Genomic DNA, 12,390 nt, shown 5'->3' on the forward strand with positions numbered 1-12,390 from the left:
ATACTCGACGTGCGCTGTCGCAATCGTAATACCTCGCGCCTTCTCTTCCGGCGCTTTATCAATACTGTCGAAGGAACGTACTTCCGCCTGCCCCGTCTTCGCCAAATACATCGTGATCGCCGACGTTAGTGTTGTCTTTCCGTGATCCACGTGCCCGATCGTTCCGACGTTCACGTGCGGCTTCGTCCGCTCAAACCTCGCCTTGGCCATCCTTCGAGACCCTCCTCGTTTGTCCTCTCGCCTCGAGAGTCCCCCATATCTAATGACATTATGGAGGCACGGGCTGGGATCTATTTTTCAACCTGAGCCGGAAAATTCAGAAACCCGGCGCTTCGGATTGACTCCACCAAACAACACAAAACTCTGCTGAGCCCACGACCAGAATCGAACTGGTGACCTTTTGCTTACCATGCAAATGCTCTACCGACTGAGCTACGTGGGCCCATCGAACAACAGATGAACCTGAGCGGGAAACGAGATTCGAACTCGCGACCCTCAGCTTGGAAGGCTGATGCTCTACCCCTGAGCTACTCCCGCCTATCACAGCTGACATCCCTGAGATCAGGGCAACATGGGGATTATCCCATGAAAGCTTTCTGTGGGGGGGGGAGGATTCGAACCTCCGAAGTCGTCCGACGACAGATTTACAGTCTGTTCCCTTTGTCCACTCGGGAACCCCCCCAATCCAATCAAACACCGCGATTGGATTCACAACCCTGCCGCAAGAGACTTCCAGCGCTGCATGGTGCAGCACGTTACCGGGAGATTGCCCCTCTACACCACCTCCGCGAGCTAACTGAGCTGGCGAAGGGAGTTGAACCCCCGACCTGCTGATTACAAATCAGCTGCTCTACCACTGAGCTACGCCAGCCACTAAACATAAGCCCGGAAAAGACTGCAACATCCCCAGTAGGATATCTCTACCCTTGAGGATTGATTGCCGGGAAGTTACGGCCATGAGATGACCCGGAAGCCAAGACCTCCGGGACGGCGCCGTTTGCTGGGCTGCTGAGATTTGGCATGCTAGGGAAATTCGCCAGGCATGTCAAGCCGTATTCTCGCTGAAGAGGGGGCCATCGTCAAGCCCATTTATCACATGACCCATCGTATCAGAGGGCGGATCCCGGAGCTATCGCGGCTTAAGAACGAACGCCCCCCCCTTATCCGCGACCTCCCATCCCTTCGCCTGTATCTCTTCCCGCAACCGGTCCGCTTCCTGCCAATTCTTCGCACTCCTGGCTTCAGCCCTCTGCTGAGCCAGCCGGCAAATGTCATCCGGCGCCTCACATTCTACTGATGCCGGCCACCGGATGCCGAGAAGATCCATCATCTCTTTCAGGATTCCAAAGGCGGCCGCCGCGCTTCCGCCGCCAGTCTTAACCTCTTCATCCACAAGACGATTCACAATATGGGACGTTTCAAAAAGGAATCCCAATGCCCGGGCCGTATTGAAGTCATCGTTCATCGATGCGAGAAATTCTCGAGCCTTTTCCATTACATCCGCGGGAAGCGGGTCGCCGTTTTCCAAATCCGCCAAACGATTCCGGGGCACGGAATTCAGATCCCCCAAGGCCTCCTCAGCCCGCTTCTTTGTTTCCGCCAGCCGGCCGTAGGCCTTCCCCGCCTCCTCTAAGCGCTCATCGCTGAACTCAATGGGTGAGCGATAATGCGTCGAGAAGAGGTAATACCGGATCACCATCGGATCGACCCTCTTGGCAAGATCCTCAAACAGGTAGAAATGCTGTGTCGATTTCGACATCTTTTCACCGCTAAGATTCACTAATCCATTATGTATCCAGAAGTTGGCAAAGGGCTTGTGGGTGACTGACTCGGACTGGGCGATCTCATTCTCGTGATGGGGGAAGATGAGATCGATCCCGCCTCCATGAAAATCAAAAGTTTCCCCGAGGTACTTCATCGACATAGCGGAGCATTCAATATGCCATCCAGGGCGCCCTGGACCCCATGGACTCGGCCAAGATGGCTCCTCTGGTTTCGCCGCCTTCCAGAGGGTAAAATCCAGCGGATCTTCTTTTGCATCAACCACTTCCCCTTGATCACCGGTCTGGAGCTCACTTGTTTTGCGTCCTGAGAGTTTTCCGTACTCATGGTTTTTTGAAACGCGGTAGTAGACGTCGCCTTGGGCGGCATAAGCGGCGCCCACATCAATGAGACGCTGCACAAGATCTAAAATTTCCTGAATATGCTCCGTCGCCTTTGGATAGTAGGTCGCGGGCAAGTTTCCCAGCATCTCCACGGCTTCCAAGTAGGCCTTCATATTGCGCTCGGCGATCACTTTAAATTCGGTCTTTTCCTCAACGGCCCGGGCGATGATTTTGTCATCCACGTCGGTGAAATTGTTAACGAAAGTCACTTTATAACCCAGGAACTCACAATAACGACGAATCATATCGCCAACGACGGCCGCGCGCATATGCCCGACATGGGGCTTGTCCTGAACCGTCATCCCGCAGACATACATCCGAACCTCGCCCTCATTGACAGGTTCAAATATCTTTTTTTGGCGGCTTAATGTGTCCTGAATCTTGAGCGTCATATCCACCCCTCTGCCCCTTGCCTACACCCAGAATGGCCTCTCCTAGGACTGTCTTACCTCGCACCCCAACCGGCATATCTCGGCAATGAGGGCGTTGAAATCGATTCCTCCGGCTTTTGCCGCCATCGGCAACAGACTTAATTCGGTCATCCCCGGTATCGTGTTGACCTCGAGAATGTTGGGGCGATTCTCCCGATCCAAACGAAAATCCACCCGTCCGAAACCGCGGCATCCCAAAGATTGAAAGGCCCATAATCCCAGGCGCTTCAACCCGCGCGACACCTCTTCCTCCAACGGCGCGGGCACAATATACTTGCTCGCTCCGGGGCTATATTTGCGTTTGTAATCATAAAAACTGCCAGTGGGTTCAATTTCCACCGGTGGCAGGGATTGATTCCCGAGAATTCCCACTGTAAGTTCCCGACCCTCGATGAATTTCTCGGCCAGGATGCGATCGGATCCCGTGAGGACTGAGCGGACACTATGAATGGCATCGTCCATTTCTTCCGGTCCCTTAACGATAGAGACACCAACCGATGAGCCTTGATCCTCCGGCTTCAGGACGATCGGCCATCCCCCTAGGGAATCGACAAGAGAGGCGACCTCGCCAGGACCAGGCGACGGATCGGGATTCCAGCTGCGCCAGGGCGGCGTGGGCAATTCATGCGCTTCGAAGAGTATCTTGGACAAGCGCTTATTCATCGCCAGTCCGCTCGACAGGGGACCGCTTCCCGCATAGGGAACCCCGCAGCTCTCAAGAATAGCCTGGATCGTGCCATCCTCACCCGCTCCGCCATGAAGTGCCGGAAAGACAAATCCAAGTTTATCCCCAAGTTTAGCAATGAGTTGCGCCAATGCAGCGCCCCAGGGTTGATACTCCACCTGATTGGCAGGGGATTGGAAACTGCACATCTCTATAATGTGGCGATTCTCGCTCGTGTCCCAGGCCACAACATCATGACCATTCGCACCCAGAGCCCGCACGACGGCCCGCCCCGTTTCAAACGAGACCTCCCGTTCAGTTGAACGTCCTCCCATAAGAACGAGTACCAACATGCGACCTTCTCCTCCGCGAAGTCCCTGGAAAGGGTTCTCTTGGCTACCCTTGGAATTCTCTCTGGAACCGCATCTATAAGGGGCAGTCTAGTGCTTTTGTCCGTGGAATGTCATCTGCAGATTCATCGCCGGCGCAGAGTTGACGATCCGACGGAAACGCTCCGGGTGATCCCGAAACCATGACCCTGTCTGCGACCGCGCCTTCCGAAGCGAGCGGATCAAACCTTTGTACAAGTAACGAGATGGCCCAGCGTCCCCATGGATACCCCCCATGAGATGGGCTCCTTTGAACCCGGTGGATCGATTCTCGACCGTGATTTCGGATGATGCTACAATTCCGGCGGGGACTTGCGGATGAGCCGCCGGTCCCCGCAAGGCTTCAGCACCGGGCCGGGTCCCGAACTGACGCCGCCGGGGAGGCATACAAGGATGACGTTTCACAGGTATATCCACGGTTTCTATTTTCTGTTCATTCTGGCCGTATTCTCCACTCCGCGGCCGGCCGCTTCCGCAACGCGTCATGTCCCTAGTGAGTTCCCCACCATTCAGGGAGCTGTCGATTACTCTACGCCCGGTGACACGGTTCTCATCACCTGCGATATATATGAGGAATCGGAAATCATACTGAACCCCGGCATTATAATACGAGGCGACGGCGCCGCTGAGGATTGCGTCATCATCGACGCCCAGCAATCAGGACGCAGTTTTTATTGCAACGACCTGATTCAAACCGTGCGTATAGAGAACCTAACCATTAGAGCCGGATCCGCCAACACCGGCGGGGCGATCTATTGCAACAACTCATCCCTTCACATAACTGATTGCACATTTGAACAAAACACCGCAGTTAATGGCGGCGCCATTTGGTGCAACGACTCATCGCCGGTTATTTCTGATTGTACATTTGAACAGAACACCGCTTCCGGGCTTGGCGGAGGTCTTTATTTTCAACAGGACTCGGCGCCGGTCTTTGCAGATTGCCTCTTCTATGAGAATACGGCGGGTTCCGGAGGCGGCATTTTTTTCAACACGACCCTCGAAGCGGAAATCGTCGATTGTACTTTCTCAAAAAACAACAGCGTCAACTGGGGCGGAGGAATTGCTACAGGCAATGTGGCCCCAGTAGTTACAAATTGCACGTTCTATAGAAATTCCGGGACAGAGGGGTCGGGAATCATGGTTTTGAGCTCGGGGCATCTGCGCCTTAATAACTCCATCATCGGATACGGCACCGGTGCGGGCAAAGCCGTCGAATGCCGGGGTTCCGCCATCGCTACACTGACCTGTTGTGATGTCTACGGCAACAGCGGTGGAGATTATGCCGGCTGTATAGGGAATCAGAATGGGCTGGATGGCAATATCTCAGCCAGTCCAGTGTTTTGCGACATGGCGAACAACGATCTCACCCTTCGTATTGATTCAAAGTGCGCGCCTTACAGCTTGCCGAATAGTCAATGCGCTCTTATCGGCGCATGGCCGGTCCGCTGCAATATTCCAAACCCGGTCCACATATCCACCTGGGGCAGCATCAAGGCCTTGTACAAGTAAAAATACTGAGCTATCTGGGTTCCAGGCTTTTCAGGAAACCGAAGAAGGATTCCCGGTGTTTTTTCATTACGGCTCCAGGTCCGGTCCCTCTAACAAACCAAGGGCCATTCCGGCCTTCAATCACCGCCCCAAGCAATGCCCAATCCGTCTTAATAAAACCGGGCTGGCCGGTCATCATTCCCGAAGGTTGAAACTCCCCTGTCACCTCCAAAGTAGTGATCTTAAAGCCGCCGGCATTTATCTCGGTGCGCTCCACGGCATCCAAAGGATCCTCTCCCTCCTTTGCAATGAACTGGCTGGTCCACCTCTGCAGGGCCTCTTCCGGATCCCCACCGGCCGATTCACCGAAGTAGAAAATGATAAGCTCTCCATCTTCGGCGCCCGATCCGCCGGCCGGCAGACGCAGTTGTGCAACCCGCATCCGGCTCTCAGGTGTCTCCTTTCCCCATCCTTCCGGCAATGAAAATTGGAGTCCCGGTATCAGCAAGGAACCGGGAAGGCCTCCCTCGGAGTCATCTTTTGTCAGATCATCCGGCGCGCCATTCTGTTCCATCCGGGATCGAAGCTCCTCCGCTTCCTCCGCATCTTTTGTATTCGTGGAACAACCCATCGCGATGAAGAGGCAAACGGCTGTAAGAATGGCGTGCGACAGGCGGTTCGGCAACATTGTGATTCCTCCCTTGCCCTGTTTCCTTTTCATTTTCCCGATTCTTCCCTTACCCTGCAGGCTGACTGTACAATTCCTCAGCTCAATCGGAAAGGAATCGCAAGGATGAATATCGAGATCAAATATCAACCATCTTATTCACTTGCCATCATCCGGCTTGACCGGGGAGAAGGCATCACCGCAGAAGCCGGAGCCATGGTCAGCATGAGTGATGGTATCAGCATTAACACACAAATGAAGGGGGGACTCTTCGGAGCCTTGAAGCGGACTGTTTTGGGCGGCGAATCCCTATTCTTCAATCAATTCACATCTGAACTTCCGGATGGAGAGATCACGCTGGCACCGACCCTTCCGGGGGACATCATGACAACCCCTGTGAATGGAACGATTTATTTACAGTCCGGATCCTTCCTGGCGGCCACGCCCGAAATTGATATCGATACGAAGTGGGGCGGCGCGAAAACCTTCTTTGGCAGTGAGGGCCTCTTTCTTCTCAAAGCCACCGGGCAGGGGCAACTGATCGCCTCCAGTTATGGAGCGATTCACAAAGTCAATCTGATGAATCGTCGATTCATCTGCGATACCGGTCACGTGGTCGCGTTTTCCCAAGGTATCGATTTCGATGTCCGCCCTGTAGGCGGTCTCAAGAGCACAGTCCTATCCGGCGAAGGACTCGTTTGCGAGTTTCGCGGGCAAGGGGATCTATGGATACAGACGCGCTCCACACAGGCACTCTTATCCTGGCTTATCCCCAGGCTCCCTGGAAGAGGACGCGAGGGCGGCCGCGGCGCTGGAAGCATGATCGGCAACCTCCTTCGAGGGTAGACACAGCATACCGAGCATTCCTCGTCCGGCGGGGATCGAAGACGATCCTCGTCGGGCCGGCTAATGTTTAACAGCGCACCTACCGATACAGGCTCTTGATACTCCCCCAAGTTGAAGTCTTTGTGGGGACCGCTGTTAAGCAGGATTGCTCATCACAGGGTCCCTCCACCCAATCTCCACCTTGGGCTCTGCATTTGTCTTTGGTCATCTGCTTACAACTAGAGAAAAAGCAACAAGCACCCATTTCCTCCTCAGATGGGCAGTTTGGATTTTGTCCAATATTTCCACGGCAACCCATGACCCCCATTCCATCGAAGAGATCTTTCTGCGTATCGACCATGCAATCAACAACACCGGTCGGGAATATGGGGTGTGCATCCAGCGGGATTGACCCGGGACCATAGGCATAAACCCCAAAATTGTAAACGGGTTGGATCCCGCCATCTAGACAAGCGGGAGACCACGATAGGGTTGTGCCTGAGTTTGGCCCTGGCCAATTAAGTGTGGGGATTTCCAACGGACGTGGCGGGGTCATGCAGGGCTGGGCATATACAATCTCCAATAGATCCGGATCGTAATCGCCAATCCCAAAAGTGACATGACTGATTTGGGTATCATAGGTTGGACGGGAAACAGCAACCACAATGAACCACTCGACCCCGAAGGAATCGGGAGCGGCATAAGGTCTTAGATCCTCACATCGATCGGGCAAGGGTAGGAATCTGCAAGGAGCACCATTTGTCTCCATGCCGGAAACATTCCCATGCACGGCGAGAATTAGACCTTCATTGGGTCCAGCTACAGCACTAGCTGCAACGAACGCCAAAAGGAACGTTGTGTAAATGAACCTACTTATCACATTCCTCTCCCAGGGAGGTGGGCAATTGACAATAGTCGCCCACCAAAACCGTGGGGGGGGGGACCTCACCCGGTTTGGAATGCGGACAAGGATACCTATGCCTTGAGGAATTGTCCCAACCTCAACGCTAACTATCATCCATTGTCCGGATGCATTGCTTTTCCAGTTGGCTAGATGATTATCTCACACCAAGACAACGATTTCAAGAGATACGAGGGGCAGAATTTGGTGAAGCAAGAACGGCCCATCTTCGCACTCCATGCCAAAATGTTAATTTACATTTATAAAGCATATTAGATATTTAGATTGTCTTGAGCTTTTTCAACATTAGCCTCACTACTGGGACTCGAATCAGATCCGCCGCATCGACACGGTATCTTGCAACCAGATCTCAAGATCCTGAGTCTGAGCCTTCCCGCTTTGCGTATACGGGGATTCATTATGTATCACAAATGATAGCCAGGACCATGTATCACGCTGGTCTTCTTCGAAGCCACAATAATAACATTGTCATGACAGGCTTTTTAGACAGTGACAATTTTTTTTGCATAATCGTAAGATGAGTAAGCTAAAATGATTGCCTTCGGTTTTAAAATGGCGCCTGTCGTGGGGGAATGAGTGATGATCGGGATCTCCAAACTTTTTATTATCCCGTCAATGGCTGTTTTAATCACAGCTCTAACTGGTTTTGCTTCTTCAAGTTCGGGTCAGAGCACCAATCCCCTGGATGATTCGGGACTCTATCTCCGATCCATTCCATCTCCCATCCCACATCCAGCTGATCTGGCCTGGGATGGCGAGGCCCTTTGGGTCGCTGATTGGGAGTCCGGGAATCTCATTCGGATCAATCCGGAGAACGGCGACATCATAACGATAATACCTGCACCCTGTTATAGGCCCAGAGGACTGACATGGGCCGAGCAGAAACTCTATATCGTGGATGATGTCGAAGGGATGATTCACATTTTTGATCCCGCATCCGGTATTACCGTGGGCTCTTATATGACACCCAGTGGGACGGGCCTGGGTTTGGCTTGGGATGGGGAGGCCCTCTGGCTATCGGATAATGGAGCCCAACAACTGCAATGTCTTATCCCCCATGATGGTACGACGTTAACTGCCTTCCCCTCTCCTGAGCAGGAACCTGGCGGTTTGGCTTATATCGATGGGTATCTCTGGGTTGCTCAACGTAATCATGATCGGATATACATGGTTGAGCCGAAAAGCGGGGCGGCTATTACAAGATTCAACTCCCCGGGCCCCTACCCCTCTGGTATCGCTCCCGCCCCAGATGGACGCCTTTGGATTGCTGATTTTGAGGATGGACTCATTTGGCTGTGCGCACCACGAGAGGCACGACCTTATCAAACGAGTGATTGGCGCGATGCAGAGATTCGCCTCACTTACCGGCTCGAAAACCTTGGCCCAGGTATGGTTCAAGATGCGGTGGTCCATTTCGCCTTTCCAGAGCCCGAGTTAGAGAACCAGCTTCTTCTCTCGGATCCTGTTTTTACTACCCCGTCACCTGAGATTCACTTTGACCAGTGGGGTGAAAAGATGGCCACCTTCCGGAGCGATCGGATACCTCCCGGGGAACGCTTTGAGGCGGGATATACCGCCCAAGCCCGGATCGCGAATCTCAACTACATTATCATTCCCGAGAAGGTCGGCCCTCTGTCTGACATTCCCAGGGAGATCCGCGAAGCCTACACGGCGGATGGGGAAAGGCTTCAGGTTCAGTCCGAGCTGGTGCAGAAGACGGCAGCGGGCATCGTCGGCGACGAATCCAACCCTTACTGGATTGCCCGTCGAATCTTCAATTGGGTGATCGACACACTCGAATACGAGCGTGTCGGCGGGTGGGATGTGCCGGAGACTCTTATAAAGCGGGGCACAGGCTCCTGCTCCGAGTACACATTCCTATACATTGCCCTCTGCCGCGCCGCGGGGCTGCCCGCTCGTTATGAGGCCGGCGCGTCCTTGCGCGGCGATGATGTCAGTGTCGATGACGTTCACCACAGATGGGCCGAGGTCTATCTCCCCAATTATGGATGGATCCCTATCGATCCCAGTGGCGGCGACCAAGCGACCCCAGGCGGCCAGGTCGACGCGATCGGCCGGCTCTCCAACCGGTATTTCATTACCACGCATAACGGCGGAGGCTCCGACATCCTCTCTTGGAATTATAATTTTCATGCCGTTCATTCCCGCAAGGGACGATGCGCCGTCACAGAAGATGAATGGGTGGTGTGGCGTAGAGCCAAAGAGGAAGGAGAATCAATACTTCCCGGTGGAGCGTATTGTAAGCCCTAAGACATTTATCGAGGAGCTAATCCTTAAGAATTTTCTCGAGCCGGTCTTTGTGAATCATTAGGCTCAAGGTTTTTAACTTGATATAATCCCCGTGATAAAAATAGTACCCCTTGAATTTTCCCAACCGGGAACTGCGGTTGCTGTCTTTTATGAGGTACCAGTCCTGCCCGTTGTGATTCAGGTAGCCAACAACATGGACCCCATGATCGTCGGTGGTCGTTTCATTATCGATCCGGAACTCCCGGCTTCCCTGATTGATAAATTCTGAAGGAATGTCCCAACTCGGAATCACAGCCGCATCCTCGAAACCATCCATACCCGGTTCACTGACATCCACTCCGAGAGAAACCGTGTAACCGTCGATAATTGCGGATCTGATTATTTGATAATAATCATCCAATGGAAGATTAAGATAATCCTCACTCCGCCTCCAGTTATCGAATACATCATGTAAAATGAATTTTCCAAAAGGTTTCTTGGATGTTGAAACGAGGCAAATATAATCATCCAGGCTCAGCTTGAGGACATCAGCAGCAAATGATTTAGGAGTATAAGTTTTCTCGATGTATGTGAAAGTTACCGGTGGTTCACCAAGATATTTATCTAATATGGTTCGTGTGTAAGAAATGACTTTTTTCTCATCCCAGAACCCATTTTCCTCCACCCACGCCAGATAACTTCTCAACTCCTGGCCCAATTGCGAATGGTCATGCCGCCCGTCTTTTGAGGTGGCGCCTTTGTATACCTCAGCAGGGACAGCGCCGTATGTGCGAAAAATCTCCCGCGTCGCTTGATCCTGCGACCCTACTGAGAAGTTGGAATGTCCATAATTCTGTACATAATGCCTGACCTTTTCCACAAATTCCCAGTAGACAACCCACATCTCCGACAGCTTGATCTCCTGTCCTGTTAAACGTTGAATCTCGGTTTCGAAAAATGATACGGAACAAAAGGCCCAGCATGTGCCGCTGGCATATTGGGGAACGGGTGGGAAATGAAAGGCGGACGGGAAGGCCTCCGGGCCGGAAGGTTTATCAATGAGCGACCAATCCAGTCGCAATGACATCTCCTCTTTCTTTTTTAGTTGTTCTTCTTTTTTGTATCTCTCATCGACCAGCTCTTGGAGTGAATCTTCAATGGCCTGTTGGGCCTCACGCTCCTTGCGAAGCTCCTCAAGTACCGGGTACTCATATTGGGGTTTATAAATCGGCTGGTCAGGGACAGCCAGGGCGACCCCTGTTAATAACTGGAGGATCACAAGCACTGCTCCCACCACCCCACCGAATCCACGCCATTTAGCCATCTTTCCCCCCCACATCCCCTATCCGTCGGAATGGGCTGTTCTTTTGCCGCAGGAGAATTCATCCCAATCAGCGATATTAACACAGTCCAAATTCGAGATCGATGCTCTCTTTTCTCCCCTTGCAATCCTGCATGGCGGGGGTAAACTATAGGTGTCACCAGGTCTACCATCCTTTTCCATAACGAGTTGGGGTTGGTGAAAGTCGTCACCAATGAAAGCTCGCAAACGAAGCGGCGATCCGACAAAACTCCTTCTCATTCTTGCTCTGGCAATTTCTCTACTAACGCCTTGGACAGACCTCCCGGCATCTTCTCCCGTTAGCGGAATCTGTTTTGATCCAGCCTGGGGGAAAATAGAAGGTGTTGTCACGGCTGCGGGAAAACCATTTCCCGCTATTGTCAGGGTCAAATCAATTCGCTCATCGCCGGTAAAAATCGAGATAGAGGCCCTGACCGATTCCCTCGGGCATTACACCATTATCGTCCCCCACGGCTCCTACTGCATTGACGTCACCGGCCGCAGCGGCTCTGCGAGGTTCCCGTATTCCAAATGGTTGCAGGACAGGGAGCTGATGATGTGGGATACCCTGCATGTCAAAAATGAGGTCACCCGCGCGGATATCCATTGCGGCAGATTGATTGTCCGTCTGGAAATCCCTGAAAATCTGCTCGGTCAACGGTTGACCTGCAATGTACAAACAATGCCACGACCGGGATTGGCGTTCCGTGACATCACAACGGAGCAAATCCAAGAAAGCCCAGTGGAGTTCCTCTTTCCATTGCTGCCCCCCGAAAATTATCTCGTTTCAGTGCAGTCCGATTCGGTGCCGACGACCTGGCTGCCGCCAGCCTATGATTGGAGCGCCGCCGAATTCGTCCTCGTTAAGAAAGACCAGATCACAATGTTTAATTCAGCGCTGCCAAAGCCGGCACATATTTCGGGAGTCATTCGCGGCAGTTGGACAACGCTCCAGGCAAGTCCGCCGGACTTCCTTATATATCAGACGGAAAGCCGGCCATGCCCATATCGCTTCCGGACCGGACAAGACGGCAGATTTAACCCTAATCCGGCAAAAAATATGAGTTGAAATGAGAAGAAAAAGTTGAAAATGGGCTTCCCATATGTTTTTTCGGTTGTAGACATTACCGTTCAACCGAGAAAGGAAAACCCATTTCCAATGAGACGAAGAAAACGCATTATGAGCCGCCGTGTCAACAAGAATCTCCGGATTGAGTTCGGAGATGAAAAGCTAACCTCCCATG

At 52.7% G+C, this 12,390-nt stretch carries 10 protein-coding genes and 4 tRNA genes; 4 read left to right on the forward strand and 10 right to left on the reverse strand.

Annotated features, from left to right (window positions below; all coding sequences use genetic code 11):
• From tuf to KJ970_08195, 8 genes are all read right to left on the reverse strand, one after another.
• Positions 1-210 (reverse strand): elongation factor Tu (gene tuf / locus KJ970_08160; protein MBU2690891.1); only part of this gene is annotated, 210 nt, incomplete at its 3' end.
• 159 nt (positions 211-369) lie between these two features.
• Positions 370-442 (reverse strand) — tRNA-Thr (locus KJ970_08165).
• A gap of 23 nt (positions 443-465) precedes the next feature.
• Positions 466-537: transfer RNA gene (locus tag KJ970_08170), tRNA-Gly, on the reverse strand.
• 62 nt (positions 538-599) lie between these two features.
• Positions 600-682: transfer RNA gene (locus KJ970_08175), tRNA-Tyr, on the reverse strand.
• Positions 683-799: 117 nt separating this feature from the next.
• A tRNA-Thr gene (locus tag KJ970_08180) sits at positions 800-871 on the reverse strand.
• Positions 872-1,129: 258 nt separating this feature from the next.
• Positions 1,130-2,557: a cysteine--tRNA ligase gene (cysS, locus tag KJ970_08185; GenBank protein MBU2690892.1), complete on the reverse strand. Its 1,428-nt coding sequence runs from the start codon at positions 2,555-2,557 to the stop codon at positions 1,130-1,132.
• Positions 2,558-2,599: 42 nt separating this feature from the next.
• Positions 2,600-3,613 (reverse strand): D-alanine--D-alanine ligase, encoded by a 1,014-nt coding sequence (locus tag KJ970_08190; protein ID MBU2690893.1) that lies wholly within the window; start codon positions 3,611-3,613, stop codon positions 2,600-2,602.
• Between the two features lie 87 nt (positions 3,614-3,700).
• On the reverse strand, positions 3,701-4,054 hold the full coding sequence (locus KJ970_08195; protein MBU2690894.1) for a hypothetical protein: 354 nt from the start codon (positions 4,052-4,054) through the stop codon (positions 3,701-3,703).
• On the opposite strand from KJ970_08195, the gene KJ970_08200 reads away from it, so the two are divergent.
• Complete coding sequence (locus KJ970_08200) at positions 4,043-5,161, forward strand: right-handed parallel beta-helix repeat-containing protein (GenBank protein ID MBU2690895.1); 1,119 nt, start codon at positions 4,043-4,045, stop codon at positions 5,159-5,161. The two genes, KJ970_08195 and KJ970_08200, sit on opposite strands and share 12 nt — an antisense overlap.
• A gap of 10 nt (positions 5,162-5,171) precedes the next feature.
• Here KJ970_08200 and KJ970_08205 read toward each other — a convergent pair whose 3' ends face one another.
• Complete coding sequence (locus tag KJ970_08205; GenBank protein MBU2690896.1) at positions 5,172-5,828, reverse strand: hypothetical protein; 657 nt, start codon at positions 5,826-5,828, stop codon at positions 5,172-5,174.
• 105 nt (positions 5,829-5,933) lie between these two features.
• Here KJ970_08205 and KJ970_08210 point away from each other — a divergent pair, with 105 nt between their 5' ends.
• Positions 5,934-6,653 carry a TIGR00266 family protein gene (locus tag KJ970_08210; GenBank protein ID MBU2690897.1) on the forward strand — a complete coding sequence of 240 codons (720 nt, stop codon included), beginning with the start codon at positions 5,934-5,936 and terminating at the stop codon, positions 6,651-6,653.
• A 1,516-nt stretch (positions 6,654-8,169) separates the two neighbouring features.
• Positions 8,170-9,825, forward strand: a complete 1,656-nt coding sequence (locus KJ970_08215; protein ID MBU2690898.1) for a hypothetical protein — start codon at positions 8,170-8,172, stop codon at positions 9,823-9,825.
• 16 nt (positions 9,826-9,841) lie between these two features.
• On the opposite strand, the gene KJ970_08220 is transcribed toward KJ970_08215, so the two are convergent.
• Positions 9,842-11,128 carry a C1 family peptidase gene (locus KJ970_08220; GenBank protein MBU2690899.1) on the reverse strand — a complete coding sequence of 429 codons (1,287 nt, stop codon included), beginning with the start codon at positions 11,126-11,128 and terminating at the stop codon, positions 9,842-9,844.
• A 211-nt stretch (positions 11,129-11,339) separates the two neighbouring features.
• Here KJ970_08220 and KJ970_08225 point away from each other — a divergent pair, with 211 nt between their 5' ends.
• A complete protein-coding gene (locus KJ970_08225) occupies positions 11,340-12,215 on the forward strand; it encodes a hypothetical protein (GenBank protein MBU2690900.1) in 876 nt (291 codons plus the stop codon).
• The last annotated feature ends 175 nt before the right edge of the window (positions 12,216-12,390 follow it).

The sequence above is a fragment of the Candidatus Eisenbacteria bacterium genome, assembly GCA_018831195.1.
Classification (GTDB): Bacteria; Eisenbacteria; RBG-16-71-46; order CAIMUX01; family JAHJDP01; genus JAHJDP01.